This is a genomic window from Serratia sp. SA088 (genome assembly GCF_049065515.1).
In the GTDB taxonomy this organism is placed as follows: domain Bacteria; phylum Pseudomonadota; class Gammaproteobacteria; order Enterobacterales; family Enterobacteriaceae; genus Serratia; species Serratia nematodiphila.
The window spans coordinates 689123-714071 of the sequence record NZ_JBAKGW010000002.1 but is presented as its reverse complement, the minus strand read 5'-3'; the positions used below and the strand labels follow the sequence as shown (position 1 = coordinate 714071).

Annotated in this window: 27 protein-coding genes and 1 pseudogene; 13 read left to right on the top strand and 15 right to left on the bottom strand. The window is 60.9% G+C overall.

The window, feature by feature from the left end:
• Positions 1-210: 210 nt before the first annotated feature.
• Complete coding sequence (locus ACOWVD_RS08500; protein ID WP_015377289.1) at positions 211-600, top strand: inner membrane protein YbjM; 390 nt, start codon at positions 211-213, stop codon at positions 598-600.
• Between the two features lie 38 nt (positions 601-638).
• On the opposite strand, the gene ACOWVD_RS08495 is transcribed toward ACOWVD_RS08500, so the two are convergent.
• On the bottom strand, positions 639-902 hold the full coding sequence (locus ACOWVD_RS08495) for a GrxA family glutaredoxin (protein WP_004938676.1): 264 nt from the start codon (positions 900-902) through the stop codon (positions 639-641).
• 230 nt (positions 903-1132) lie between these two features.
• On the opposite strand from ACOWVD_RS08495, the gene ACOWVD_RS08490 reads away from it, so the two are divergent.
• From ACOWVD_RS08490 to rlmC, 9 genes are all read left to right on the top strand, one after another.
• Positions 1133-1447, top strand: coding sequence for a YbjC family protein (locus tag ACOWVD_RS08490; RefSeq protein ID WP_015377290.1), 315 nt, complete (start codon positions 1133-1135; stop codon positions 1445-1447).
• Positions 1448-1501: 54 nt separating this feature from the next.
• Positions 1502-2404, top strand: coding sequence for a 30S ribosomal protein S6--L-glutamate ligase (gene rimK / locus ACOWVD_RS08485; protein ID WP_041922205.1), 903 nt, complete (start codon positions 1502-1504; stop codon positions 2402-2404).
• Between the two features lie 136 nt (positions 2405-2540).
• Complete coding sequence (locus tag ACOWVD_RS08480) at positions 2541-3020, top strand: YbjN domain-containing protein (protein WP_004938666.1); 480 nt, start codon at positions 2541-2543, stop codon at positions 3018-3020.
• A 404-nt stretch (positions 3021-3424) separates the two neighbouring features.
• Entirely contained in the window at positions 3425-4534 is a 1110-nt protein-coding gene (gene potF, locus ACOWVD_RS08475; protein ID WP_015377292.1) for a spermidine/putrescine ABC transporter substrate-binding protein PotF, read from the top strand.
• A gap of 122 nt (positions 4535-4656) precedes the next feature.
• The gene (potG, locus tag ACOWVD_RS08470; RefSeq protein ID WP_004938650.1) at positions 4657-5790 is read left to right on the top strand and encodes a putrescine ABC transporter ATP-binding subunit PotG; all 1134 of its coding nucleotides are present in this window, start codon (positions 4657-4659) and stop codon (positions 5788-5790) included.
• 24 nt (positions 5791-5814) lie between these two features.
• Positions 5815-6777, top strand: a complete 963-nt coding sequence (gene potH / locus ACOWVD_RS08465) for a putrescine ABC transporter permease PotH (RefSeq protein ID WP_021504359.1) — start codon at positions 5815-5817, stop codon at positions 6775-6777.
• Complete coding sequence (potI, locus tag ACOWVD_RS08460) at positions 6774-7619, top strand: putrescine ABC transporter permease PotI (RefSeq protein ID WP_088381427.1); 846 nt, start codon at positions 6774-6776, stop codon at positions 7617-7619. The genes potH and potI overlap by 4 nt, the downstream gene beginning before the upstream one ends.
• Before the next feature lie 104 nt (positions 7620-7723).
• The gene (locus ACOWVD_RS08455) at positions 7724-8203 is read left to right on the top strand and encodes a YbjO family protein (protein WP_015377294.1); all 480 of its coding nucleotides are present in this window, start codon (positions 7724-7726) and stop codon (positions 8201-8203) included.
• A gap of 69 nt (positions 8204-8272) precedes the next feature.
• Complete coding sequence (rlmC, locus tag ACOWVD_RS08450; RefSeq protein ID WP_015377295.1) at positions 8273-9400, top strand: 23S rRNA (uracil(747)-C(5))-methyltransferase RlmC; 1128 nt, start codon at positions 8273-8275, stop codon at positions 9398-9400.
• Here rlmC and ACOWVD_RS08445 read toward each other — a convergent pair.
• The 8 genes and pseudogenes from ACOWVD_RS08445 to ACOWVD_RS08410 form a co-directional block, all read right to left on the bottom strand.
• Positions 9397-9680, bottom strand: a pseudogene (locus ACOWVD_RS08445) (type II toxin-antitoxin system RelE family toxin). The gene rlmC and the pseudogene ACOWVD_RS08445 sit on opposite strands and share 4 nt — an antisense overlap.
• Positions 9670-9921 carry a type II toxin-antitoxin system Phd/YefM family antitoxin gene (locus tag ACOWVD_RS08440; protein ID WP_004928423.1) on the bottom strand — a complete coding sequence of 84 codons (252 nt, stop codon included), beginning with the start codon at positions 9919-9921 and terminating at the stop codon, positions 9670-9672. The pseudogene ACOWVD_RS08445 and the gene ACOWVD_RS08440 overlap by 11 nt, the downstream one beginning before the upstream one ends.
• A gap of 101 nt (positions 9922-10022) precedes the next feature.
• Entirely contained in the window at positions 10023-10757 is a 735-nt protein-coding gene (gene artJ / locus ACOWVD_RS08435; protein WP_015377297.1) for an arginine ABC transporter substrate-binding protein, read from the bottom strand.
• Positions 10758-10955: 198 nt separating this feature from the next.
• Positions 10956-11624, bottom strand: a complete 669-nt coding sequence (artM, locus tag ACOWVD_RS08430) for an arginine ABC transporter permease ArtM (protein ID WP_164095258.1) — start codon at positions 11622-11624, stop codon at positions 10956-10958.
• Positions 11624-12340, bottom strand: a complete 717-nt coding sequence (gene artQ, locus ACOWVD_RS08425) for an arginine ABC transporter permease ArtQ (RefSeq protein ID WP_004928413.1) — start codon at positions 12338-12340, stop codon at positions 11624-11626. Before artQ ends, artM begins: the two co-directional genes overlap by 1 nt.
• A 9-nt stretch (positions 12341-12349) precedes the next feature.
• Positions 12350-13081, bottom strand: coding sequence for an arginine ABC transporter substrate-binding protein (gene artJ, locus ACOWVD_RS08420; RefSeq protein ID WP_049241111.1), 732 nt, complete (start codon positions 13079-13081; stop codon positions 12350-12352).
• 32 nt (positions 13082-13113) lie between these two features.
• A complete protein-coding gene (gene artP / locus ACOWVD_RS08415; protein ID WP_004928406.1) occupies positions 13114-13842 on the bottom strand; it encodes an arginine ABC transporter ATP-binding protein ArtP in 729 nt (242 codons plus the stop codon).
• Positions 13843-14104: 262 nt separating this feature from the next.
• Complete coding sequence (locus ACOWVD_RS08410) at positions 14105-14647, bottom strand: lipoprotein (RefSeq protein ID WP_015377301.1); 543 nt, start codon at positions 14645-14647, stop codon at positions 14105-14107.
• 159 nt (positions 14648-14806) lie between these two features.
• Here ACOWVD_RS08410 and ACOWVD_RS08405 point away from each other — a divergent pair, with 159 nt between their 5' ends.
• Positions 14807-15130: a heavy metal-binding domain-containing protein gene (locus ACOWVD_RS08405; RefSeq protein ID WP_044031552.1), complete on the top strand. Its 324-nt coding sequence runs from the start codon at positions 14807-14809 to the stop codon at positions 15128-15130.
• A gap of 121 nt (positions 15131-15251) precedes the next feature.
• Positions 15252-16088, top strand: coding sequence for an N-acetylmuramoyl-L-alanine amidase (locus ACOWVD_RS08400; protein ID WP_049241113.1), 837 nt, complete (start codon positions 15252-15254; stop codon positions 16086-16088).
• Here the strand turns inward: ACOWVD_RS08400 and ACOWVD_RS08395 are convergent, their stop codons facing one another.
• Together ACOWVD_RS08395 and ACOWVD_RS08390 are read right to left on the bottom strand one after the other, a co-directional pair.
• Positions 16089-17099 carry an NAD-dependent epimerase/dehydratase family protein gene (locus ACOWVD_RS08395; protein ID WP_004928393.1) on the bottom strand — a complete coding sequence of 337 codons (1011 nt, stop codon included), beginning with the start codon at positions 17097-17099 and terminating at the stop codon, positions 16089-16091.
• A gap of 158 nt (positions 17100-17257) precedes the next feature.
• Complete coding sequence (locus ACOWVD_RS08390) at positions 17258-18697, bottom strand: DUF2867 domain-containing protein (protein WP_273889953.1); 1440 nt, start codon at positions 18695-18697, stop codon at positions 17258-17260.
• Positions 18698-18846: 149 nt separating this feature from the next.
• Here ACOWVD_RS08390 and ACOWVD_RS08385 point away from each other — a divergent pair, with 149 nt between their 5' ends.
• A complete protein-coding gene (locus tag ACOWVD_RS08385) occupies positions 18847-19194 on the top strand; it encodes a DUF1294 domain-containing protein (RefSeq protein ID WP_019454570.1) in 348 nt (115 codons plus the stop codon).
• A gap of 28 nt (positions 19195-19222) precedes the next feature.
• On the opposite strand, the gene ltaE is transcribed toward ACOWVD_RS08385, so the two are convergent.
• The 4 genes from ltaE to hcp all read right to left on the bottom strand — a co-directional run bounded on the left by ltaE (position 19223) and on the right by hcp (position 24943).
• Positions 19223-20239 (bottom strand): low-specificity L-threonine aldolase, encoded by a 1017-nt coding sequence (gene ltaE, locus ACOWVD_RS08380; RefSeq protein ID WP_047572066.1) that lies wholly within the window; start codon positions 20237-20239, stop codon positions 19223-19225.
• Between the two features lie 75 nt (positions 20240-20314).
• Positions 20315-22036, bottom strand: a complete 1722-nt coding sequence (gene poxB / locus ACOWVD_RS08375) for a ubiquinone-dependent pyruvate dehydrogenase (protein WP_103798747.1) — start codon at positions 22034-22036, stop codon at positions 20315-20317.
• Positions 22037-22235: 199 nt separating this feature from the next.
• On the bottom strand, positions 22236-23237 hold the full coding sequence (hcr, locus tag ACOWVD_RS08370) for an NADH oxidoreductase (RefSeq protein ID WP_164095256.1): 1002 nt from the start codon (positions 23235-23237) through the stop codon (positions 22236-22238).
• 56 nt (positions 23238-23293) lie between these two features.
• The gene (gene hcp, locus ACOWVD_RS08365; RefSeq protein WP_421105579.1) at positions 23294-24943 is read right to left on the bottom strand and encodes a hydroxylamine reductase; all 1650 of its coding nucleotides are present in this window, start codon (positions 24941-24943) and stop codon (positions 23294-23296) included.
• Positions 24944-24949 lie beyond the last annotated feature (6 nt).

The window sequence follows — 24949 nt, the reverse complement described above, 5'->3', positions numbered from 1 at the left end:
CACCACCAGCGTAAGGCGAAGCGAACCATCGTTCGGCGGCGTTCATTCTAGACGCTATGACCGATGACAGCCAGCACAGAAAGCTGATTTCCTGCGCCGCCGTGCGCATTTAACTCTCTTTTGACCAAGGAAAAAATTCGGTTCAGCGTCACCGCACGGGTGACCGGGCCGATTTCTATTGATGCGGTAATTGGGCGGGGGAGAATTCGCATGACGAGTTATAGATATTGGCTGGGCATTCTCAGCTGTTTTCTGTTGTTCAGCCTGGTGTTTCTCGGCCAGCAAACCGGCCTGTTCGGCAGCACGGATCATGAGCACCACGGTGAAACCGGCCTGCTGCTGTTTGTGATCCCCGGCGCGATCGCCAGCTATTTGTCGAGCCGCAAGCGGCTGCTTTGCCCGTTGCTTGGCGCGCTGTATGCATTGCCGCTGTGCCTGCTGATCCGCCACTTCTGGCTGACGCCGTCCTCGTCGTTTTGGCAGGAACTGGCTTACGCCACCAGCGCGGTGTTCTGGTGCGTGTTCGGCGCGATGCTGATGCTGTTCGCCCTCGGTTTGTTGCACACGCTTCAGCAGTTGCACCGGCGGCAGCGGCAATAAAAAAAGGCGCATTAAGCGCCTTTTTGCCGTTCAAAAACTTACTGGAACAGGTTCAGGTGTTCTTTGGCGTAAGCTTCGAAATCGGTGCAGCCGCCGATGTGCTTCTCATCCAGGAAGATCTGCGGCACGGTTTCAACCGGTTTGCCGACGGTTTTTTCCAGATCGGCCTTGGTGATGCCTTCCGCGTGGATGTCAACATAACGGAAGTTGAAATCGTCGCGTTCTTCAGTCAGTTTTTCCGCCAGTTCTTTAGCGCGGACACAATAAGGACAGCCAGGACGCCCGAAGATTACTGCAAACATGCAACGCTCCTTAATTGGATTTTCGATAAATTATTCGCGATTGCAACGACATCCCGTCACCGAAAAAGTCATTACCTGCGTCAGATGGCGCCTACTATGCCCGTTGAGGCGGTGAAAAAAAAGCAGGAATTACCTGTTAATCTGATTCATGTAACCAATTAGTCTGCCGGGGCTGTCGCCGTCGGCGGGAATTCACTACACTGGGGGCAGACCTTCTGGAGAAGAAAAATATGCGTTCATTCGGTGACTTACCGCGCCCGGTGCTGGTGTTGGAAGGGCTGGGTATCGTGATGCTGGTATTGGCCTACCTCAGTATTCACGGCCACCTGCAGCTGCCGGGCTGGCTGGCGTCGCAGCAGGCGGCGGTCGGCATGATTTTCCTCGGCGTGGCGCTGATGGTGCCGGCGGCGGCGTTTCTGGTATGGCGCGTGGTGCAGGGCTTCGGGCCGCTGATGCGCGGCGGCTTGCCGCCGGAAAACGATCGCCGCAAACCGCAAGATGCAGACGCATCGAAAGATAATCAGGATCGCGATCCGCGCGCCTGAGCGCCGCGGCCGCTAACCCGCCTGCCGGGCAGGCGTTGGCTTTTGGGGTGACGAGTGAAAATTGCCATTCTTTCTCGCGACGGATCGCTCTATTCATGTAAGCGGCTGCGTGAAGCGGCGGAAGATCGCGGGCACAGTATCGATATCATCGATCCGCTCTCCTGCTATATGAACATCAATCCGGCGGCGCCGACCATTCACTATCGCGGCCGTCAGCTGGAACGTTACGATGCGGTGATCCCGCGCATCGGCTCTGCCATCACCTTTTACGGCACGGCGGTGCTGCGCCAGTTCGAGCTGCTCGGCAGCTACCCGCTAAACGAATCCGTGGCCATTACCCGCGCCCGCGACAAGCTGCGTTCGCTGCAGCTGCTGGCGCGGCAGGGCATCGATCTGCCGATCACCGGTTTTGCCCATTCGCCGGACGACACTGGCGATCTGATCGAGCTGGTCGGCGGCGCGCCGCTGGTGGTCAAACTGGTGGAAGGCACGCAGGGCATCGGCGTGGTGCTGGCGGAAACCCGGCAGGCGGCGGAAAGCGTGATCGACGCCTTTCGCGGGCTGAATGCCCACATCCTGGTGCAGGAGTACGTGCGCGAGGCGCAGGGGTGCGACGTGCGCTGTCTGGTGGTGGGTGGCCGGGTGGTGGCCGCCATCGAACGGCAGGCCAAGCCCGGCGAGTTTCGCTCCAACCTGCATCGCGGCGGCACCGCCCGCAAGGTGACCATCACCGCCAGGGAGCGGGCGATCGCGGTGAAAGCGGCGAGCACGCTGGGGCTGGACGTCGCCGGGGTGGATATCCTGCGCGCCCAGCGCGGCCCGCTGGTGATGGAGGTCAACGCGTCGCCGGGGCTGGAAGGGGTGGAAACCACCACCGGGCTGGACATCGCCGGCATGATGATTGAATACATTGAGCAGCGCGGCCGGCCGGGCTTCCGCCTGAAATCGGGCGGCTGACGGTACGCGCGTTGCGCTTTTCCCGCCGAGCAATATCTTAATTAGTGAATTAAGCCGCATTGATCGTGGCGTATCGGGTGAATATTCCGTAAGCTATGCGCCTTTTCGCGTATTGAATATTGTGAGGCTGGTTATTATGGATTCACTCATTGTCCCCGATTTGGCGCTGTTGCGGCGCTGGCTGGATCAGTCGGGCATTTCTTTCTTTGAGTGCGATTCCTGCCAGGCGCTGCACCTGCCGCACATGCAGAACTTCGACGGCGTGTTCGACGCCAAGATAGATCTGGTGGACAACGTCATTCTGTTCTCCGCGCTGGCCGAAGTGAAGCCGACCGCGCTGATCCCGCTGGTGGCGGACCTGAGCCAGATCAACGCCAGCTCGCTGACCATCAAGGCCTTTGTCGACATTCAGGACGACAACCTGCCGAAGCTGATCGTCTGCCAGTCGCTGAGCGTGGCGGTCGGCATCACCTACGAGCAGTTCACCCACTTCATGCAGCAGGGCGAAGAGCAGGTCTCGATGGTGATCCTCGAGGCGCGGGCGAACGATCTGCTGTTTATGGGGGATGAAGAAGAGATCCCCGCTGGCGCCGTGCGTCAGCCGATGCTGCACTGATCCTCGCCATACCTTAAGCATGCCGTCGCTCCGGCGGCATGCTGCCGTGACTCCCCTCCGCAATAAAATATTCTGCACTTTGGCCTTTGTCGCCCGATCTTTCTCGCCTTTTGTGCCGTTAATGGCGTATCACATAGAGAAAACTGCATAAAAAATCGATAAAAGGCGTTTTTTACCCTGGGGGCTGGCGGGTTGCGATGGCAGCGGCTATGCTGCTGATTCTGCAAAGGGCTTGCGATTTCCCTTGTGACCACGCGAGCAGGGCAGTGAAAAATGCGCATGCAATCATATGCATAGCCATTCAGTTCGCGGTTGCAACGATTGCGCTCAATCAGGAAAGGTTTTGTATCGCTGCAGATACAAGTTCAATTCTATGATTCACCCTGTTTTGGAGGAAGTTACGGATGGTCACCCAACGTAAAAAGTGGTTATCGGGTGTGGTTGCCGGCCTGTTGATGGCCGCGTCCGTCAATGCGTCAGCCGAAGAGAAAACGCTGCACGTGTATAACTGGTCCGATTATATCGCGCCGGACACTTTGGCTAATTTCCAGAAAGAAACCGGCATCAAAGTGGTGTACGACGTCTTTGACTCCAACGAAGTGTTGGAAGGCAAACTGATGGCGGGCAGCACCGGTTATGATCTGGTGGTTCCTTCATCCAACTTCCTCGAACGCCAGTCGCAGGCCGGCATCTTCGAACCGCTCGACAAGAGCAAAATGCCCAACTACAAGAATCTCGATCCCGAGATGCTGAAGCTGGTTGCACACAACGATAAAGACAACAAATACGGCATCCCATACCTGATGGTGACCACCGGCATCGGCTATAACGTCGACAAGGTGAAGGCGGCATTGGGCAAAGACGCGCCTGTCGACAGTTGGGATCTGATCCTCAAGCCGGAAAACCTCGAGAAGCTGAAAAGCTGCGGCGTCTCCTTCCTCGATGCGCCGAGCGAGGTTTATGCCACCGTGCTGCACTACCTGGGCAAGGATCCCAACAGCACCAATGCGGCGGACTACACCGGCGCGGCCAACGATCTGCTGCTGAAACTGCGGCCGAACATTCGTTACTTCCACTCTTCTCAGTACATCAACGACCTGGCTAACGGTGATATCTGCGTGGCGATCGGCTGGTCCGGCGACGTGATGCAGGCGGCCAACCGCGCCAAAGAGGCGAAGAACGGCGTGAACGTAGCCTACGCGATCCCGAAAGAGGGAGCGCTGACCTACTTTGACATGTTCGCCATGCCGGCGGACGCCAAGAACAAAGACGCCGCGTACCAGTTCCTGAACTTCCTGATGAAACCTGACGTGATGGCGGGCATCAGCAACTATGTCTATTACGCCAATGCGGTGAAAGACTCCACGCCGCTGGTGAACGCCGAAGTGCGCGAGAACCCGAACGTCTATCCGCCGGCCGATCTGCGCGCCAAGCTGTTTACGCTCAACGTGCAGTCGCCGAAGCTGGACCGTGTCATTACCCGCGCATGGACTAAAGTTAAAAGCGGGAAGTGATGATGGGGGGGATCCCCCCATCGTCGGTAAACCGGCAGGCGGGCGCTCCCCGCCTGCATTGCCGTTTTGGGCCACGGCGCTCGCCGTGGTTTTGTGCCGCTTTACGCCGGAGAGCACCCCGATTGAACGACGCCATCCCTCGTCCTCAAGCCAAGTCGCAGAAGGTCTTCACCCCTCTGCTGGAAATCCGTAACCTCACCAAAACCTTCGACGGGCAGAATGCGGTCGAAGACGTCAGCCTCACCATCTACAAGGGCGAGATCTTTGCGCTGCTTGGCCCGTCCGGCTGCGGCAAGTCCACCTTGCTGCGCATGCTGGCCGGCTTTGAACAGCCGACGGAAGGGCAGATCGTGCTCGACGGGCAGGATATGTCGCATGTGCCGCCGTACCAGCGGCCGATCAACATGATGTTTCAGTCGTACGCGCTGTTCCCGCACATGACCGTGGAGCAAAACATCGCGTTCGGCCTGAAGCAGGACAAAATGCCGCGGGCGGAGATCGCCGAACGGGTGGCGGAAATGCTGGCGCTGGTGCACATGCAGGAGTACGCCAAACGCAAACCGCACCAGCTTTCCGGCGGCCAGCGGCAGCGGGTGGCATTGGCACGCAGCTTGGCCAAGCGGCCGAAGTTGCTGCTGCTGGATGAACCGATGGGCGCGCTGGACAAGAAGCTGCGCGATCGCATGCAGCTGGAAGTGACCGACATTCTCGAGCGCGTCGGCGTGACCTGCGTGATGGTGACGCACGATCAGGAGGAGGCGATGACCATGGCGGGGCGTATCGCCATCATGAACCGCGGCAAGTTCGTGCAGATCGGCGAGCCGGAAGAGATCTACGAGCATCCGAACAGCCGCTTCAGCGCCGAATTTATCGGTTCGGTCAACGTCTTCGACTGCGTGCTGCAAGAGCGCCACGACGATGCGTTGATCCTGCAAAGCCCCGGGTTGCGCCATGCGATCAAGGTGGATCCGGATGCTTCGGTGGTGGACGGCGTGCCGATCCAGGTGGCGCTGCGGCCGGAAAAGATCCTGCTGTGCGAACAGGTGCCGGAAGACGGCTGCAACTTCGCGGTGGGGGAAGTGGCGCACATTTCTTACCTGGGCGATCTGTCCATCTACCACGTGAAATTGCACAGCGGCCAGATCATCAGCGCCCAGCTGCAAAACGGCCACCGTTTTCGCAAAGGGATGCCCACCTGGGGCGATGAAGTGCGTTTGTGTTGGGAAACCGACAGCTGCGTAGTGTTGACGGTGTAGTGGAGCCGGTGAGGAGTAACCCGTATGACCCTGCTTTCTGAACGTACGCCGGAACCGCCGGCCAAAACGCCCTCCACCCTCAAGGCCCTGTTCCATCGCCTGCTGATGGCTCACGGCCGCAAGCTGGTGATCGCATTGCCGTATTTATGGCTGACGCTGCTGTTTATGCTGCCGTTCCTGATCGTGTTCAAGATCAGCCTGGCGGAGCTGGCGTTGGCGGTGCCGCCCTACACCGAGCTGATGAGCTGGGTGGACGGCAAGCTGAACATTGCGCTCAACTTCGCCAACTATCTGCAGCTGACCGACGATCCGTTGTATATCGATGCCTACCTGCAGTCGCTGCGCGTGGCGGCGGTCTCGACGCTGTGTTGCCTGATCATCGGCTATCCGTTGGCCTGGGCGGTGGCGCACAGCAAGGCGTCGACCCGCAACATTCTGCTGTTGCTGGTGATCCTGCCTTCCTGGACTTCGTTCCTGATCCGCGTCTACGCCTGGATGGGGATCCTGAAAAACAACGGCACGCTGAATAACTTTCTGATGTGGCTAGGGGTGATCGATCAACCGTTGGTGATCCTGCACACCAACCTGGCGGTGTATATCGGCATCGTTTATTCCTATCTGCCGTTTATGGTGCTGCCGATTTACACGGCGCTGATCCGGCTGGATTACTCGCTGGTGGAGGCGTCGCTGGATCTGGGCGCCCGGCCGCTGAAAACCTTCTTCAGCGTGATCGTGCCGCTGACGCGCGGCGGCATCATCGCCGGTTCGATGCTGGTGTTCATTCCGGCAGTGGGGGAGTTCGTGATCCCGGAACTGCTCGGCGGGCCGGACAGCATCATGATCGGCCGCGTGCTGTGGCAGGAGTTCTTCAATAACCGCGACTGGCCGGTGGCCTCGGCGGTCGCCACCATCATGCTGCTGTTGCTGATCGTGCCAATTTTGTGGTTCCACAAACACCAGAACAAGGAAATAGGGGGGCAGGAATGAACAACTTGCCGGTAGTGCGTTCACCGTGGCGCATCGCCATCCTGACTGTCGGCTTTACCTTCCTGTATGCGCCGATGCTGATGCTGGTGATCTACTCCTTCAACAGCTCCAAGCTGGTGACGGTGTGGGCCGGCTGGTCCACGCGCTGGTATAGCGAACTGTTCCACGATTCGGCGATGATCGGCGCGGTGGGGCTCAGCCTGACCATCGCCGCCGCCTCCGCCACCGCTGCGGTGGTACTGGGGGCCATCGCCGCCGTGGTGATGGTGCGATTCGGCCGCTTTCGCGGTTCAACCGGCTTCGCGTTTATGCTGACCGCGCCGCTGGTGATGCCGGACGTGATCACCGGCCTGTCGCTGCTGCTGCTGTTCGTGGCGATGGGGCATGCCTTCGGCTGGCCGTCGGAACGTGGCATGTTCACTATCTGGCTGGCGCATGTCACCTTCTGTACCGCTTATGTGGCGGTGGTCATCAGTTCGCGTCTGCGCGAGGTGGATCGCTCGATTGAAGAGGCGGCAATGGATCTGGGGGCGCCGCCGCTGAAGGTGTTCTTCGTCATCACCTTGCCGATGATTGCGCCGGCGCTGATCTCCGGCTGGATGCTGGCGTTCACCCTGTCGCTGGATGACCTGGTGATCGCCAGTTTCGTCTCCGGCCCGGGCGCCACCACGCTGCCGATGCTGGTGTTCTCCAGCGTGCGCATGGGGGTGAACCCGGAAATTAACGCGTTGGCCAGCCTGATCCTGCTGGTGGTGGGCATCCTCGGCCTGATCGCCTGGTGGTTTATGGCGCGCTCGGAAAAACAACGATCGCGTGAATTGCAGCGGGCGGCCCGTAGCTGAATCGTAACAAACCTGCTATTTTTGCAATCAATAAATATTGCAACTAACTACCTGACTTTACATGCGCCACCTGTATAGGTGGCGCGTCGTAGCGGAACACGGATATGTCAGACATGCTGAAAAGCGGGCAGGGAATGGGATCGACTTCGGATGCGCCGGTGCCGGTGATGGTGGCGGGCACCGCCATGGTGGCGATCAAGTGCATCAGCGTGGTGCTGCTGCTGGGTGAGCTGGGCGTCGACGGCGCGCAGGAGTTCGTCAACACCAGCGCGCAGGCGTGGGATTCCACCTTTATCTTTCTGGCCGGCCTGATGCTGCTGTGCCTGCAAATCAGCTGCGGCTTTGCGGTGATGCGCGGCCGCAATTGGGGGCGCTGGGGCTATGTGGTCTGCCAGTGCATCGTGGTGCTTTACCTGCTGCTGGCCACCATCGGCAGCGTCTTCCCCGAGGTGTTCACCGTGGAGGGGGAAACCAGCGGCCAAATTCTGCACGTTCTGATCCTGCAAAAGATCCCCGACGTGGTGATCCTGGCGTTGCTGTTCGTTCCTGCCGCCAGCCGCCGCTTCTTCACCGCGCGCAAGTGAGATTTTAGGCGCGCGGAGTGGTAAACTCTGCGCCCTTAATTCGTCATCCTGAACTTCACGGTAATCTTCATGCATTGCGCTTTGTATACGGCGGGCACCTGCCGTTCCTGTCAGTGGCTGGAAAAGCCCTATCCGCAGCAACTGGCCGACAAACAGCATCACCTGCAATCGCTGCTGGCCGGGCGCGATGTCGCGCAGTGGCTGCAGCCGGTGGCGGGGGAACTGAGCGCATTTCGCAATAAAGCCAAGATGGTGGTCAGCGGCAGCGTGGAGCGACCGCTGCTCGGCATGCTGCACCGCGACGGCACGCCGGTCGATCTGAGCGACTGCCCGCTGTACCCCGCCGGCTTTGCGCCGATGTTTGCGGTGCTGAAAAGCTTTATCGCTCGCGCCGGCCTGACGCCGTATAACGTGGCGCGCAAACGCGGCGAGCTGAAATACCTGCTGCTGACCGAAAGCACGCTCGACGGCGGCGTGATGCTGCGTTTCGTGCTGCGCTCGGAAACCAAACTGGCACAGCTGCGCGCCGCGCTGCCGTGGCTGCAGCAGCAGCTGCCGCAGCTCAGGGTGATCTCCGCCAATATTCAACCGGTGCATATGGCGATCATGGAAGGGGAGCGCGAGATCGCGCTGACCGAACAGCAGGCGCTGGAGGAACAGTTCAATCAGGTGCCGCTGTTCATCCGCCCGCAAAGCTTCTTTCAGACCAACCCGCAGGTGGCCGCCGATCTGTATGCCACCGCCCGCGACTGGGTGCGCGCGCTGGGTATCGACAGCATGTGGGATCTGTTCTGCGGCGTCGGCGGTTTCGGCCTGCACTGCGCGCAGCCGCAAACGCGCCTGACCGGCATCGAAATCAGCGCGGAGGCGATCGCCTGCGCGCGCCAGTCGGCGCAGCGGTTAGGGTTGTTGCAGGTAGATTTTCAGGCGCTCGATTCCACCCGCTTCGCTACCGCCGAAGGCCAGGTGCCGCAGCTGGTGTTGGTCAATCCGCCGCGGCGCGGCATCGGCCAGGCGCTGTGCGACTATTTGAGCCGGATGGCGCCGGACTATATTCTTTATTCGAGCTGCAACGCCGAGAGCATGGCGAAAGATATCGAGATGTTGCCGGGGTATCGCATCGAACGGGTGCAGCTGTTCGACATGTTCCCGCATACCTCGCACTACGAAGTGCTGACGCTGCTGGTGCGGCGTTAAAGGCGCTTTTTGGCAGCCGTGTAAGCCGCTGAACGTTCGCGTTTGCCCACAGACAGGACCAGAACCACGATCTCCGTTTCCATGACGCGATATACCAAACGAAAGCCTGAGGCTCTGAGTTTGATTTTGTAGCAATCAGGCAAACCGGCGAGTTTGTTGGCGGGGATGTGGGGATTAACCAGCACCGATGCCAGCTTTTTTTGAACTGTTCCCGGATCACCGGGGACAGTTTTTTAAATTCCTTCAGCGCATGTTCTTCGAATTCAAGCTTATAAGTCATCCAAATTGACCTTAATGCGTTTGCCGTTCATCCGTGAACGAACGATTTCAGCGAGTTCGATATCTTCCAGGTACTCCGCGATCGCCTCCCAGGTTTCCGGAGAGACGTAATATCCCGAAATCTTACCGTTGGTCAGGACGGCGACCGGTTGCCCTTGTGCCTCTTTAAGGGCGGCGTTGGGCGATTTCTTAAAATCGCTGATGCTGACTGCCGAGTCGGCAAGAATGGGTTGAACCGTCATGATGTTATCCTTGATGCTAAATTCAGTATCAAATTTAGCACTAACCGGATGGGGTGGCAATCGGATGGAGCCGCCGAAGGAGGGCGACTCCACACGCGGACTTACTGCGGGAACCACTTGTCGTTGATGGCCTTGTAGGTGCCGTCGGCCTTGATGGCGTCCAGCGCGGCGTTCAGCTTGGCCAGCAGCGCCTGGTTGTCGGGGCGCACCGCGATGCCGAGGCCGGTGCCGAAGTATTGCGCATCGGTGATGTGCTCGCCCACCGGTGCCAGCTGCGGGTTGGTTTTCAGCCATTCGTTCACCACGGCGGTGTCGCCGAACACGCCGTCGATACGGCCGTTTTTCAGCTCCAGAATGGCGTTCTGGTAGCTGTCGTAAGAAACGGTGTTAATCTCCGGGTGCTTGTCCTGCATGTATTTCTGGTGGGTGGTGCCGTTTTCCATGCCGAGCTTTTTGCCTTTCAGATCCGCCAGCGAGCTGAACTTGCCTTTTTGCGCGATCACGATCGCCGAGTTGGCGTAGTAAGGCTGGGTGAAAGCGACCTGTTTGCTGCGCTCCGGCGTGATGTCCATACCGGAAATCACCGCATCGTATTTCTTGAATTTCAGCGCGGCGATCAGGCTGTCGAACGCCTGGTTGGTGAAGGTGCATTGCGCCTGCATCTGCTTGCACAGCGCGTTGGCCAGATCGATATCGAAGCCGACGATCTGGTTGTTGGCGTCGAGCGATTCGAACGGCGGGTAGGTGGCGGAGGCGGCGAAGCGGATGGTTTCGGCCGCGGTGGCGTTAAAGGTCATTCCGGCCAACATCGTCGCGGCAAGCAGCAGTTTTTTCATGCGTAGAGCTCCTGTCTGGATCCTGAAAGTGATTATTCGCTATCGTTTGTTTTTACTGGTAATCGCCAGAGGTTTTTGCGAGGACACCTGCTGATAACCCTGCCATTGAGTGAATTAAAATGCAATATAAATGATTAAATATTGCAATAGGGATAAAAAAAGCCCCGCGCAATGGCGGGGCTGGAGAGGGGGATGGCTTCAGTTGCGGCGCTCAAACGCCAGCGCGTGGCGCTCCACCAACCGCATCAGCAGTGTCAGCAGGCCGTTGACGCACAGGTACACCAGACCTGCGGCGCCGAACACCATCACGTCGTAGGTGCGGCCGTACATCAGCTGGCTATAGCCCATCACTTCCATCAGCGTGATGGTGTAGGCCAGCGACGTGCTTTTGAACACCAGCACCACTTCGTTGGAGTAAGACGACAGCGCGCGCTTGAAGGCGAATGGCAGCAGAATGCGCAGCGTCTGCCGGCGCGACATGCCAAGCGCTTCGCACGACTGCCATTGTCCGGCGGGGATGGCGCGCACCGCGCCGTAGAACAGCTGCGTGGTATAGGCCGCGCTGTTCAGCGCCAGGGCAATCATCGCGCACAGCCAGGGCTGCGACAGCAGGTTCCACAGCCACGGGTAGTCGCGGATCGCCGGGAACTGGCCGGGGCCGTAGTAGATCAGGAAGATCTGCACCAGCAGCGGCGTGCCGGTGAACAGCGTCACATAGGCCTTGACCAGCGGCGTCAGCACCGGCGTTTTCAGCGTCAGGATCACCGTCAGCAGCAGCGACAGCACCAGTGCGACCAGCAGCGCGGCGATGGTCAGCGTCAGGCTGGTGTGCAGCCCTTTGAGGATTTCCGGTAAATATTCAATCATCAGGCCGGCCCCCGCTCAAAGCGCGTAGCGCGCAGCTCAATGCGTTTGATGACGTATTGGCTGAACAGCGTCACCAGCAGGTAGATGGCCGCGGCGATCACATACCAGGTAAAAGGCTCCTGGGTGCGGGTGGCGATGCTCTTGGTTTGCAGCATCAGATCGTTCACGCTGATCAGCGACACCAGCGCGGTGTCTTTCAGCAGCACCAGCCACTGATTGCCGAGGCCGGGCAGGGCGTGGCGCCACATCTGCGGCATGATCAGGCGAAAGAAGATCGCCGCCTTACTCAGTCCAAGCGCCTGACCGGATTCCCACTGCCCCTGCGGCACCGCTTTGAGCGCGCCGCGCAGCGTCTGCGAGGCGTAGGCGGAATAGAGCAGGGCCAGGGCGATCACCCCGCACAGGAACGGGCTGACTTCGAAATTGTCGATCGCCAACTGAATCGGCAGCTGGAACAGACCGAGGTTGAGGGTAAAGCCGTCGGAGAGCATCAGCAGCAGCTGCGACGAGCCGAAATAGATAAACAGCACCACCAGGATTTCCGGCAGGCCGCGCAACACGGTCACCCAGGCGGTGCCGAGCCAGCTGACCGCTTTCCAGCGGGACGATTCCCATACGGCGAACAGCATCGCCAGAATCAGACCGAGGATCAGGGCGCAAACGGCAAGGCCGACGGTCATGCCGGCGGCGCTTGCTAAAGGTTGTAATTCATTCATTTGGGCGTATTACTGCTGGAACCATTTTTTGTAGATGGTTTCATAGGTCCCATCCTGCTTGATCTTGTCCAGAGCGGCGTTGAACTTGCCCTGCAGATCGGTGTTCTTCTGGCGCACCGCGATGCCAAGGCCGGTGCCGAAGTAGTCTTTGTCGGTCACTTTGGCGCCCACTGCCGCCAGCGCGTCATTCTGCTTCAGCCACTCGTTGACCACCGCAGTATCGCCGAACACCGCATCAACGCGGCCGTTCTTCAGATCCAAAATGGCGTTCTGGTAGCTGTCGTAAGGCACGGTGGTGATTTCCGGGTGCTTGTCGGTCAGGTATTTCTGGTGGGTGGTGCCGTTTTGCACGCCGACTTTCTTGCCTTTCAGCGCCGCCACGTCGGCGATTTTGCCTTTCTGCGCGATGAACAGCGCCGAGTTATCGTAGTAAGGCTTGGTGAACAGCACCTGCTTCTCACGCTCCGGCGTAATGTCCATACCGGCCATCACCGCATCGAAGCGCTTGAACTTCAGGCTCGGGATCAGGCTGTCGAACGCCTGGTTGGTGAAGGTACACTCGGCCTGCATTTCTTTGCACAGCGCGTTGGCCAGATCGACATCAAAACCCTGAATCTTGTTGCCGGCGTCAATAAATTCAAACGGAGGATAGGAGGCTTCGGTAGCGAAACGGATGGTTTCGGCTGCGGAGGCGGAAACGCTGATGCCGGCCAGAATGGCGGCGATTATTAGTTTTTTCATCGCAAACTCCCCAAATTACAGCAAGTTAATTGTTAGTGTGATAAGTAATTAGCAAACTCGGTGGTCCGCGGCTGCGTGAAGTGGCTGCTGTCGCCTTGCTCCACTACGTGGCCGTTTTCCATGTACACCACGCGGCTGGCTGTTTTGCGCGCCACTTCCACTTCGTGGGTGACGATCACCTGCGTGATGCCGGTGCCGGCCAGTTCGCGAATGATGCTGACGATCTGGGCGGTGATTTCCGGATCCAGCGCTGCGGTCGGTTCATCGAACAGCAACACCTGCGGCTCCATCATCAGGGCGCGGGCGATCGCCACGCGCTGCTGCTGGCCACCGGAAAGGTGCAGCGGGAAGCGATCGGCGAAGTCGGTCAGGCGCAGACGCTTGAGCAGCTTGTCGGCGCGCTCCATCGCCTGAGCCTTGGTCAGACCCAGCACGCGGCAAGGTGCCTCGATCAGGTTCTGAACCACGGTGAGGTGAGGCCACAGGTTGTATTGCTGGAACACCATGCCGACGTTTTGGCGCAGTTCGCGAATGGCTTTCTCGCCCGGCGCCTGCCTGAAGTCGAATTGGTTGCCGGCGATCTGCAGTTGGCCCGAACGCGGCATTTCCAGCAGGTTCAGCACCCGCAGCAATGAACTTTTCCCGGCGCCGCTTGGGCCAAGCAGCACCAGGGTTTCCCCGGCTGGACATTCCAGCGTGATGTCAAACAGCGCCTGGTGAGCGCCGTAATAGCAATTGATACCGTTAAGTTGAATACTCATGCGCCAGAATTGAATAGACATTGATGCCGCAAATGTTAACTTCCACAGAATACTTATGCAATCTTTGTGCGTTAAAATTTATGAGTGTGCGGCGGGACAGTAAAAGATTAGCACAAGATACCGCGACTCAAGCCGAGGGAGGGGATTTGTGGCGCAGGCTGTGAGATCGGTAGCGAAATTTTTTCTATTGGACGAAATTCGAGCGGTAGACGGGCGGCGGGATGACCGACGCGGCAAGCCCGCGTCGGCCGGGGGAAGCGGGTTACTGGTTTTCCAGCACCTGGCGTACGCTGCCGTTGGTGGCGTGCGCTGGAACATTCAGGTAGCGAATATCATCAACCACCCAGCAGGTGCCTTCGCGCACCATCAACACTTCGTCCTGCCAGTTCACGGTGCTGTTGGCGTCTTTCTGGTAGCTCAGGTCAACGCGCAGCGGGATGTTCTTCGCATCGGTGTTAGGAATGGTCGAGGCGCTGGCGACGGATGCGCTGCTTGGCCCCTGCGCATTGCCGGAGAACAGATCGCCGGTAATCTGATGCTTGCCCGGGTTTTGAGCGGTGCTGACCAGATCCTGATACAGCACTTTGCTCAGATAAGGCTGCAGCTGCGCCAGACGGTTGCTGTCCGGCAGGCCGGCGCCCTGCTGGATGCGCAGGTCATAGAACTTTTGCGCGACCGTATCCGGGCCGCCTTCCACACAGCTGCCGCTGCGGGTGCCGATATCCTTGTATGCCGGTTCCACCGTGGTACAGGCACTCAGCAACAGCGCTAAGGGTAAAACAGCCGCAATCGTTTTTGTTTTCATCTTATTACCTTATGTGAAAGTCTCTACCATGAAGACCGATAGCTTACAGTATAAATGCGTTTTTTGGCCTTGCATTCGTACTGCGTGCCATTGATTAAGCGAACATAATGTCAATCTTCTGGTCATAGATACGTTGAATTAATCAAACAAGGAGTTCTGATGCAGCTTTCAACTACCCCGACCCTGGAAGGGTTTACCATCACCGAATACTGCGGCGTCGTCACCGGCGAAGCGATTCTCGGCGCCAACATTTTTCGTGATTTCTTCGCCGGCGTGCGCGATATCGTCGGCGGCCGTTCGGGCGCTTACGAGAAAGAGCTGCGCAAGGCGCGCCTGATCGCGTTCGAAGAGCTGGAAGATCAGGCGAAAGAGCTGGGCGCCAACGCGGTGGTCGGCATTGATATCGATTATGAAACCGTTGGTAAAGACGGCAGCATGCTGATGGTGACCGTCAGCGGCACCGCGGTGAAAGTCGGCCGCTAATCCCATGCCTTAACGCCCTGGCTCACGCCGGGGCGTTTTTACTTTGTCGGCGGGTGGCTTCCGTGGCGACTATTGCTTAACGTTAACGCTAGACCAAATCATCAAACCACAGGGAGGATAAGTGAAAATTTGGCCAGGGATCATCGCCGCCGCGCTGTTGGCGGGATGCCAAAATCCGCAGCAGGACACGCTCGTCGATCGCGGCGCTTACCAGCTCGAAACCTTGCATCAGGCGCAGGGCGCCGATCAGCGCATTCGCTTTCTGGTGATGCACTATACGGCGGAAGATTTCCATTCATCGCTGAAAACGCTGACCGACGAACACGTCAGCGCGCACTACCTGTTGCCGGCGCACCCGCAGCGCGAACACGGCAAACCGACGGTGTACCGGTTGGTGCCGGAGGCGATGCGCGCCTGGCATGCCGGCGCCAGCGCCTGGCGCGGCCGCAGCAACCTCAACGACACCTCGATCGGCATCGAAATCGTCAACAAGGGGTTCACCCGCAGCATGCTGTTCACCCATTGGCAGCCTTATACGACGGAACAGATCGCCGTGCTGATCCCGCTGAGCCGCGACATCATCCAACGCTATGGCATCCAGCCGCAGGACGTGGTGGGGCACAGCGACATCGCGCCGCAGCGCAAACAGGATCCCGGCCCGCTGTTCCCCTGGCGGCAACTGGCGCAGGCCGGCATCGGCGCCTGGCCGGACGAGGCAGACGTGCAGCGACTGCTGGCGGGGCGCGACAGACAGGCGCCGGTGCCGCTGGCGCCGCTGCTCGAAAAGCTGGCGCGTTACGGCTACGCGATCGACCCGTCGTGGGATGCGCGGCAGCAGCGCAATGTGCTGGCGGCGTTTCAGATGCATTTCCGGCCCGACGATGTTCGCGGCGAGCCGGATGCAGAGAGTGAAGCGATTATCGATGCGCTGCTGGTGAAGTACGGCGCGTGGCGTTGATTACAGGCCATGCAGTTTGCCGTGATCTTTCAGCCAGCGGGCGGTGCGCGCGATGCCTTCTTCCAGCGAGACGATCGGCTGATAGCCCAGCTCTTGCTGCGCGCGGGTGGTATCGAGCGTGAGATCGAAGTTGAGTTTGGCGACGCCGTAATGGGTCAGCACCGGCTCCTTTTCGCTTTTGCTGCCCAGGCGCTCCATGCCGCGCGCCATCATGTCGAGCATCGGATAGGGGACGGAACGGATGCGGCACTTCATGCCCAAATCGTCGATCAGCTGCTGCACCACGGTGCGCAGCGGGCGCGGCTGCTGGTTGGTGATGTTGTAGGCGCGGCCGGACGGCGTGTCTTCTTTTAGCGTCGCCAGCCACATGGCGTGCACCGCATTCTCCAGATAGGTCATGTCCACCATCGCCGCGCCGCCGCGCGGCAGCAGCAGGTTGCCGTAGCGTTTGATCATCTGCAGCAACCGCGGCAACATCACCTTGTCGTGCGGCCCGAACAGGCCCTGCGGGCGCAAAATGGTGAAATGGGTCTGCGGATTGGACAGTGCCAATTGCTGGATCACCTGCTCGCCGGCGGCCTTGCTGCGCGCGAACTCGTTGGCGTAGCGCTGCGGGCGAAAGTCTTCGGTCACGTTGCGGTGATGGTGGTAGTCGAAATAGATCGCCGGGGAAGAGATGTGAATGAACTGCGCCACGCCATAGGCCGCCGCCCATTCGCCGAGGCGGCGGGTAGCGCGGACGTTGGCCAGTTCGAAGGCTTCTTCGGTGCCCCAGGGCGAGGTAAAGCTGGAGCAGTGCCACAGCACATCGACGTCCGCCAGCATCGCCTTGGCCTGCGAAGAGATCAGGTTGGTGAGATCGGCATGAATGAACTCCGCGCCCATTTTTTCCAGCAGGCCGCCCATCGCCTGGTTGCGGCCGGTGGCGCGCACTTTGATGCCCTGGCGGCGCAGATATTCAACGGCGTTACGGCCTAACCCACTGGTGGCACCGGTGACCAATACCTTCATAACGGACTCTATTCTCACCCAAAATCGGAATACCGGCGGGCGCTTGCGGCGCTCCCAGCAAATAAGATGCCATTCTTCCGTGATTTCGTGCGCTATGCAATCGGAAAGCCCCGAAGCACAGCGGCAAACTGTGCGGTTGATCGACAAATGAACGGCATTCAGCGCTGTTGGCGGTCCAGGTTCTCGGCAAGCTCGGCGATGCGCTTCGCCATGCCGCGAAAAATAAACAGATGCGCGGGCATCATGGCGAACCAATACAGCAGCCCGCTGAAGCCGGCCGGGTGCCACCAGGCGCGCACGTCCAGCGTGCGGCGATCGCCGCGATCGGTGATGGTGAAGCTCAGCCGCCCCAGGCCGGGCGCCTTCATGCCGAACAGCAGCGCCAGCTGCCGCAGCGGCTTCAGCGTGATGACTTTCCAGCCGTCGATTTCGTCACCCAGCGCCAGGGCCACGCGCGCCGGGCGGCCATAGACCACGCCGTTGCCGATCATGTCGTCCATGCGGGCGCGGATCCGCCACAGGATATTGGCGTAGAAATAGCCTTCCTCGCCTCCCAGCTGCTGCACCGTTTGCCACAGCGCCTGGCTGGAGGCGGCGGTGTCGAGCGAACACCCCGCCTGTTTCGGGTAGTAGCCGTAGCCGGGGCGCCAGCGGGCCCGCGCCGCCGGATCGTAGCCCCAGTCGGCGGAGTCGACCACTTCCAGTTCGCGCTGCAGCGTGGCGGTGACCGCCTGATCAAAAGTGTGCAGACGCTGCGGGATCAAGGCTTGCAGCGGCCGGCCGTCGGCGGGCAGATCGTGCTTCAATCCCTGGATCAGCGCGCGGGCGATCGGCGTCGGCACCGAGGTGATCAGGCTGATGAACCACACTGAAATCAGCCGCGTCGGCAGGGGGATCGGGATTAGCCAGCGCCGTTTGCCGCTGATGGCGATAAAGCGTTGGAACATGTCCTGATAGCTGAGGTATTCCGGTCCGGCGACATCGAAGATGCGGTGTTCCTGTACCGGGTGCGCCAGCAGATCGGCCAGGTAAACCAGCAGGTTCTCCAGCGCCACCGGCGACGACTTCGAGCGCACCCAGCGCGGCGGCGTCAGCACTGGCAGGTTATAGACCATGTCGCGCATCACTTCGAACGCCGCCGAGCCGGGGCCGACGATGATGCCGGCGCGCAGCTCGGTCACCGGCACGCCGCTCTGGCGCAAGATCTCGCCGGTCAGGCGGCGCGCCGCCAGGTGTGGCGAACTGTCGTCGTTCGGCTGCAGCGCGCCGAGAAAGATCACCTGCTTGACGCAGGCATTGCGCAGCGCGTCGCGCAGGTTTTCCGCCGCCCGGCGTTCCTTCTCGATAAAGTCGTCGCCGTCGCCCATCGCGTGCACCAGATAGTACAGCGTATCGATTTCCCACAGCGCCGCGCTCAGGGTGTCCGGGCGGTACAGATCGACATACAGGCAGTTGACCTGCGGCCAGTTCTGCTCCTGCAGCCACTCGATGCGCCGCGCGGCGGCGGTAATCTGGTGCCCCTGTTCGATCAGGTGCGGGATCAGGTTCTGGCCTATATAGCCGCTGGCTCCAAGAACCAGTACGCGTTGGGGTGTCATCGGGCCGCCTTGTGCGGTGAAAGAGTCGCAGAACGACAGGATGCCAAATTCAGGGTTTAAATGCACTTTTTGTATGGGTATAAGCCGGTTGCATCCGCCGCGGCGCAGGTTCACACTACGCGCCCCTTATCGAACGAAGACCGGATGTCATGAAGCTCAATGTGATTTGTTACGCCCTGCTGGGCCTGGCGCTGATCGCCAGTTTGTTCTCGCCGCATCCGGTGTGGATGTGGCTGCTGTCGGCCAATCTGCTGACGTTTCTGATCTATGGCGGCGATAAGCTGGCGGCGCGCAAGGGGTGGCGGCGGGTGCCGGAGGCGACGCTGTTGCTGTTCGGCGCGCTGGGCGGGTGGTTGGGCGCACTGGCGGCGCAGCAGCTGTTTCGCCACAAGACCCAGAAGCAGCCGTTTAAAACCTGGTTCATCCTCAGCGTGGCGCTCAACCTGGCGGCGGTGCTGGGGCTGTGGTACTGGGTTTACGGCCGCTGGATTTTCTGATGCGGGGCGCGGCCTGCGCCCCGAAGGATCAGGCGTGCTGCTGCAGGAACTCCCGCCACAGCTCGACCACCCGCTGCAGGTCCTGGCGGCTGACGTCGAGGTGGGTCAGAATGCGCGTCAGCGGGCCGCTGCTGATCAGCACGCCGCGTTCGCGCATCCACGGACCGAGTTTGGCCGCCAGCGCCGGCGTTTGGCGCAGGTACAGCACGTTGGTCTGCGCGCCGGGTTCGGCGATCTCCACGCCGATCTGCCGCAGCTGTTGCTCCAGCCAGACCGCGTTGTCATGGTCTTCGCGCAGCCGCGCGACGTTATGCTCCAGCGCGTAGAGGCCGGCCGCCGCCAAAATGCCGGCCTGGCGCAGCCCGCCGCCGGTCATCTTGCGCCAGCGCAGCGCGCGTTGGATGAAAGCCTCGCTGCCGCACAGCAGCGAGCCGACCGGCGCGCCCAACCCTTTCGACAGGCAAATGGTGAAGGTGTCGCAGTACTGCACGATCTCTTTTAGCGGCAGGTTCAGCGCCACGGCGGCGTTGAAGATGCGCGCGCCGTCGATATGCAGCGCCAGCTGCCGCTCGCGGGTAAACTGCCACGCCTGCTGCAGGTAGGCCTGCGGCAAGACTCTGCCGCTGATGGTGTTTTCCAGGCTCAACAGCCGGGTGCGGGCGAAGTGGATGTCGTCGGGTTTGATGGCGGCGGCGAGCTTGTCCAGCGGCAGCGTGCCGTCGGCGTCGGCCTCGATCGGCTGCGGCTGAATGCTGCCCAGCACCGCTGCGCCGCCGGCTTCGTATTTGTAGTTGTGCGCCTGCTGGCCGACCAGGTATTCATCGCCGCGCTGGCAGTGGCTGAGCAGCGCCACCAGGTTGGCCTGGGTGCCGCTGGGCAGAAACAATGCCGCTTCTTTGCCTGACAGGCGCACCGCCTCGGCCTCCAGCGCGTTGACCGTCGGGTCATCGCCGTAGACGTCGTCGCCGACCTCTGCCTGAGCCATCGCCTGGCGCATGGCGGCGCTGGGGCGGGTAACGGTGTCGCTGCGTAGATCGATAAGCATAGGGTTCCTGGAATGTAAGGGAGAGGAAAAGGGTACATGGCATCATATACCCTTTATTTTACCGGGGCAGCTTGCTTAACGCAGCCAGTTGGTTTTCGCCAGTTCAACCACTTCGTCGCCGCGGCCGTTGATGATGGCGCGCAGCATGTACAGGCTGAAGCCTTTCGCCTGTTCGAACTTGATCTGCGGCGGCATCGCCAGCTCTTGCTTGGCGGTGACCACGTCCAGCAGCGCCGGACCGGGATGCGCCAACATCTCCTGCAGCGCGCCGTCCAGCTCGGAGGCTTTTTCCACGCGGATGCCCTTGATGCCGGCGGCGTTGGCGATCGCCGCGAAGTCCGGATTATGCAGGTCGGTGCCGTCGGTCAGGTAGCCGCCGGCCTTCATCTCCATCGCCACGAAACCCAGCACGCTGTTGTTGAACACCACGATTTTCACCGGCAGCTTGAGCTGCGCCAGCGACAGGAAATCCCCCATCAGCATGGTGAAGCCGCCGTCGCCGCACATGGCGATCACCTGTTTATCCGGCGCGGTGGCCTGAGCGCCGATCGCCTGCGGCATGGCGTTGGCCATCGAACCGTGGTTGAACGAACCGAGCAGGCGGCGCTTGCCGTTCATTTTCACGTAGCGGGCGGCCCATACCGTCGGCGTGCCGACGTCGCAGGTGAAGATGGCGTCGTCGCTGGCGTACTGGCTGAGCTGCTGCGCCAGATACTGCGGGTGGATCGGCTGGTCGTCGTTGGCGGTCGCCAGCCCATCGAGATCCTTGCGCGCGTTGCGGTAATGCTCCAGCGCCTTGTCGAGGAACGCCCGGTCGCGCTTCGGCTCCAGCTGCGGAAGCAGGGCGGTGAGGGTGGTGTGGATATCGCCCACCAGCGCCATATTGACCGGGCAGTGCGCGCCGATGCTGCCGGGGTTGATGTCGATCTGAATGATGTTGGCGTTGGTGGGGTAGAACGCGCGATAGGGGAACTGGGTGCCGAGCAGCACCAGCGTGTCGGCGTTCATCATCGCGTGATAACCGGAGGAGAAGCCGATTAGCCCGGTCATGCCGACGCTGTAGGGGTTGTCCCATTCGATATGCTCTTTGCCGCGCAGCGCGTGCACCACCGGCGCCTGCAGCAGCTCGGCCAGCTTGACCACTTCATCGTGCGCGCCGGCGCAGCCGCTGCCGCACATCAGGGTGATGTTCTTCGCCTTATTTAGCGTTTCCGCCAGCTTGTTCAGCTCGCTCATCGGCGGCTGCACCAGCGGCAGCGCCGGGGTATGCCAGGTCAGGGGCGCGTCTTCCGGCGCCATGCGCAGCGCCACGTCGCCCGGCAAGACCACCACCGAGACGCCGCGATTGAGGATCGCCTTGCGCATGGCGATCTCCAGCACGCGCGGCAGCTGTTCCGGGTTGGAAACCAGCTCGCAATAGTGGCTGCATTCGCGGAACAGCTCCTGCGGATGCGTTTCCTGGAAGTAGCCGCTGCCGATTTCGCTGGAAGGGATATGCGCGGCGATCGCCAGCACCGGCACATGGTTGCGGTGGCAGTCGAACAGGCCGTTGATCAGATGCAGGTTGCCGGGGCCGCAGGAACCGGCGCACACCGCCAACTGGCCGGTAAGCTGGGCTTCGGCGCCGGCGGCGAAGGCGGCCACCTCTTCATGGCGGGTGCCCAGCCATTCGATGGTGCCCATGCGGTGCAGGCTGTCGCTAAGGCCGTTGAGCGAATCGCCGGTCACGCCCCAAATGCGTTTTACGCCGGCTTGATCCAGCGTTTTGGCGATCAGTGTGGCTACGGTTTGCTTCATGGTTCCCCCAAACAAGGTTTGAAAAACGATGTGGACTCGATCCGGTGAGTGGCAGCAGAACAACTGCAAGCATAGCTTACCGGCTGTGGACGAGGTGCGGTCAGGAAGGGTAAAGAGCGTAGGACGGGGAAAAGTGTAATCGGGCTGGCCGCGGGGAGCTTGCCGATAAATGCCCCATCGCGGCGATGGGGCCAGGGGATCACGCCAGCGTGACGTCACCCTGCAGCTGGCAACTGCAGGCCAGCACGTAGCCTTGCGCTATCTCTTCCGCGCTCAGCGTCATGGTGCTGGTGGTGGTGTAGTCGCCCTCAAGGATGCGGGTTTTGCACGAGCCGCACACCCCGGCGCGGCAGGCGGCGTTGACCGGCAGGGCATGGGCCTCCATCGCCGCCAGCAGCGTGCTGCCAACCGGTACGCGGAATTCGCGCAGCGGGCGCGCGGCGCGCAGCGTCAGCCCTTCGGTGGCGTCGGCCTGCGCCGCCGGCGTGTGGAACTGCTCTTTATGGAAACGCTCGGCCGGCACGCCGAGCCGGTGGCACAGCTGCTCCACCTGATCCATGTAGGGCGCAGGGCCGCAGGTCATCACCGTGCGTTCGGCGATATCCGGCGCCGCCTGCCGCAGCGTCTGTTCATCGATGCGGCCGCTGAGGTAGCCGGGTTGCAGATCCTGCTCGGCCATCAGCGTCAGGTGCAGCTGCGGATGGGCGGCACACAGCGCGCGCCATTGATCGGCGAAGATCGTGTCGGCGGGAGTGCGCACGTTAAAGATCGCGACGATATCGCAGGCCGGACGGTTAGCGGTCAGCCAGCGGCACATCGAGACGATCGGCGTCACGCCACAGCCGGCGGCCAGCATCAGGTAACGATCGGCCGGGTGGCGCTCGCAGCTGAATTCGCCCTGCGCGTCGGACAGCCACAGCGTGTTGCCGGGCTTGACCTCTTGCGTCAGCCAACGCGATCCCACGCCGTCCGGCAGGCAGCGCACGCTGATGCTGAGAAAGCGGCTCTGGCCGGGCGAGGAGGAGAGCGTATAGGCGCGCAGCGTCTCCTCGCTGTTGCGGATGCTGACCAGCGCAAACTGGCCGGCCTGGTAAGGATAAAAAACGTCGCAGATCAGGTTCAGCGTCCAGACGTCGGCGGTTTCACGCTGGATGGAATGCACCTGCATGCGGTTCGGGCAAAGCGGAGTGGGTTGAGTCATCGGGGCACCTCAAAAAGCAAAGGGGCCGGCGCAGGCGGCCCCATAACGTAACGGCATCAGGCGAGCAGCGCGATGATATCCTGCTCGACGGTAGTGATCGGGCGCAGGCCGAATTTCTCGTTGAGGATCGCCATCAGGTTGTCGGTCAGGAAGCCCGGCGCGGTCGGGCCGGTGACGATGTTTTTCACCCCCAGCGACAGCAGCGTCAGCAGAATGACGATCGCCTTCTGTTCAAACCACGACAGCACCAGACTGAGCGGCAGCTCGTTGACGCTGCAGCCGAGCGTGTCCGCCAGCTTGACCGCCAGCATGATGGCGGAGTAGGCGTCGTTGCACTGGCCGACGTCCAGCAGGCGCGGCAACCCTTCCAGCGTGCCGAAATCCAGCTTGTTGAAGCGGTACTTGCCGCAGGCCAGCGTCATGATCAGGCAGTCTTGCGGCACGCTGCGGGTGAAGTCGGTGAAGTAGCTGCGCTCGTCGCGGCTGCCGTCGCAGCCGCCGACCAGGAAGACGTGGCGCAGTTTTTTCTGCGACACCAGGTCGATGACCGTGTCGGCGGCGTTCAGCAACGTCTGGCGGCCGAAGCCGACGGTGATCAGGTGCTCGATCTCGGTGTAAGGGAAGCCGTTCATGCCCTGTGCCTGGCGGATCACGGCGCCGAAGTCGTCGCTTTCCAGATGGTTGACGCCCGGCCAGCCGACGATGCTGCGGGTCCAGATACGATCGCCGTAGTTGCCGACGTTAGGATCGATGATGCAGTTGGAGGTCATCACGATCGGGCCGGGGAATTTGGCGAATTCCGTCTGCTGGTTTTGCCAGCCGCTGCCGTAGTTGCCCACCAGGTGCTTGAATTTTTTCAGTTCCGGATAGCCGTGCGCCGGCAGCATTTCGCCGTGGGTGTAGACGTTGACGTTTTGCCCTTCGGTTTGTTCGAGCAGCATGCGCAGATCTTTGAGATCGTGGCCGGAAATCAGAATGGCTTTCCCGGCCACCGGGCGCACGTTGACCGTACTGGGCTGCGGATCGCCGTAGGCCTGGGTTTCGCCGCGATCGAGGATCGCCATCACGCTGAAGTTCATCTTGCCGATGCCCATGGCGTTGTTCAGCAGGGTATCGACGTCGCGCGGCCGGGTGCCGAGCCAGGCCATAAAGGCGTGGTAGTCGGCATAGAGTTGCTCGTCGAACTGGCCGAGCACGTGCGCGTGTTCCATATAGGCCGCCGCGCCTTTCAGGCCGTACAGGCACAGCAGGCGCAAACCGTGTACGTCGTCGCCGACCTCGGCCTTGTCGCTGTCGAGGGCAAACTGCGCCGCCTGTTGCAGCAGCGCAGGCATATCGTCACCGGCCAGCTGCAGCGCCGCCATCGGGTGATCGACGCGTACGCCGGCGTCCAGCAGCCGGCAACGGGCGGCCAGCGAATCGCGCAGCAGCAGGGTTTCGCGCGCGTAGCCGATGATGCGCTGGGAATCGAAGTTGACGTTGGTCAGGGTGGCGAAGAAGGCGCGCGGAGCGAAGCTGTCGATCTCGTGGTCGACGATGCCCAGCGAACGCGCCTGCAGCGCCCAGGCGGAGAGGCCCTGCAGCGCCGCCACCAGCAGATCCTGCAGATCGGAGGTTTCCGCCGTTTTGCCGCACATGCCCTGAGCATACGCGCAGCCGTTGCCTGCCGGGGTACGGATGGTTTGTTCACATTGCACACAGAACATAGTCGC

What these genes read in the sequence shown, in the direction of transcription:
- ACOWVD_RS08500 (WP_015377289.1), top strand. Translation starts at nt 211, where the DNA reads ATGACGAGTTATAGATATTGGCTGGGCATTCTCAGCTGTTTTCTGTTG.
- ACOWVD_RS08495 (WP_004938676.1), bottom strand. Translation starts at nt 902, where the DNA reads ATGTTTGCAGTAATCTTCGGGCGTCCTGGCTGTCCTTATTGTGTCCGC.
- ACOWVD_RS08490 (WP_015377290.1), top strand. Translation starts at nt 1,133, where the DNA reads ATGCGTTCATTCGGTGACTTACCGCGCCCGGTGCTGGTGTTGGAAGGG.
- ACOWVD_RS08480 (WP_004938666.1), top strand. Translation starts at nt 2,541, where the DNA reads ATGGATTCACTCATTGTCCCCGATTTGGCGCTGTTGCGGCGCTGGCTG.
- potF (WP_015377292.1), top strand. Translation starts at nt 3,425, where the DNA reads ATGGTCACCCAACGTAAAAAGTGGTTATCGGGTGTGGTTGCCGGCCTG.
- potH (WP_021504359.1), top strand. Translation starts at nt 5,815, where the DNA reads ATGACCCTGCTTTCTGAACGTACGCCGGAACCGCCGGCCAAAACGCCC.
- potI (WP_088381427.1), top strand. Translation starts at nt 6,774, where the DNA reads ATGAACAACTTGCCGGTAGTGCGTTCACCGTGGCGCATCGCCATCCTG.
- ACOWVD_RS08455 (WP_015377294.1), top strand. Translation starts at nt 7,724, where the DNA reads ATGTCAGACATGCTGAAAAGCGGGCAGGGAATGGGATCGACTTCGGAT.
- rlmC (WP_015377295.1), top strand. Translation starts at nt 8,273, where the DNA reads ATGCATTGCGCTTTGTATACGGCGGGCACCTGCCGTTCCTGTCAGTGG.
- ACOWVD_RS08440 (WP_004928423.1), bottom strand. Translation starts at nt 9,921, where the DNA reads ATGACGGTTCAACCCATTCTTGCCGACTCGGCAGTCAGCATCAGCGAT.
- artJ (WP_015377297.1), bottom strand. Translation starts at nt 10,757, where the DNA reads ATGAAAAAACTGCTGCTTGCCGCGACGATGTTGGCCGGAATGACCTTT.
- artM (WP_164095258.1), bottom strand. Translation starts at nt 11,624, where the DNA reads ATGATTGAATATTTACCGGAAATCCTCAAAGGGCTGCACACCAGCCTG.
- artQ (WP_004928413.1), bottom strand. Translation starts at nt 12,340, where the DNA reads ATGAATGAATTACAACCTTTAGCAAGCGCCGCCGGCATGACCGTCGGC.
- artJ (WP_049241111.1), bottom strand. Translation starts at nt 13,081, where the DNA reads ATGAAAAAACTAATAATCGCCGCCATTCTGGCCGGCATCAGCGTTTCC.
- artP (WP_004928406.1), bottom strand. Translation starts at nt 13,842, where the DNA reads ATGAGTATTCAACTTAACGGTATCAATTGCTATTACGGCGCTCACCAG.
- ACOWVD_RS08410 (WP_015377301.1), bottom strand. Translation starts at nt 14,647, where the DNA reads ATGAAAACAAAAACGATTGCGGCTGTTTTACCCTTAGCGCTGTTGCTG.
- ACOWVD_RS08405 (WP_044031552.1), top strand. Translation starts at nt 14,807, where the DNA reads ATGCAGCTTTCAACTACCCCGACCCTGGAAGGGTTTACCATCACCGAA.
- ACOWVD_RS08395 (WP_004928393.1), bottom strand. Translation starts at nt 17,099, where the DNA reads ATGAAGGTATTGGTCACCGGTGCCACCAGTGGGTTAGGCCGTAACGCC.
- ACOWVD_RS08390 (WP_273889953.1), bottom strand. Translation starts at nt 18,697, where the DNA reads ATGACACCCCAACGCGTACTGGTTCTTGGAGCCAGCGGCTATATAGGC.
- ACOWVD_RS08385 (WP_019454570.1), top strand. Translation starts at nt 18,847, where the DNA reads ATGAAGCTCAATGTGATTTGTTACGCCCTGCTGGGCCTGGCGCTGATC.
- ltaE (WP_047572066.1), bottom strand. Translation starts at nt 20,239, where the DNA reads ATGCTTATCGATCTACGCAGCGACACCGTTACCCGCCCCAGCGCCGCC.
- poxB (WP_103798747.1), bottom strand. Translation starts at nt 22,036, where the DNA reads ATGAAGCAAACCGTAGCCACACTGATCGCCAAAACGCTGGATCAAGCC.
- hcr (WP_164095256.1), bottom strand. Translation starts at nt 23,237, where the DNA reads ATGACTCAACCCACTCCGCTTTGCCCGAACCGCATGCAGGTGCATTCC.
- hcp (WP_421105579.1), bottom strand. Translation starts at nt 24,943, where the DNA reads ATGTTCTGTGTGCAATGTGAACAAACCATCCGTACCCCGGCAGGCAAC.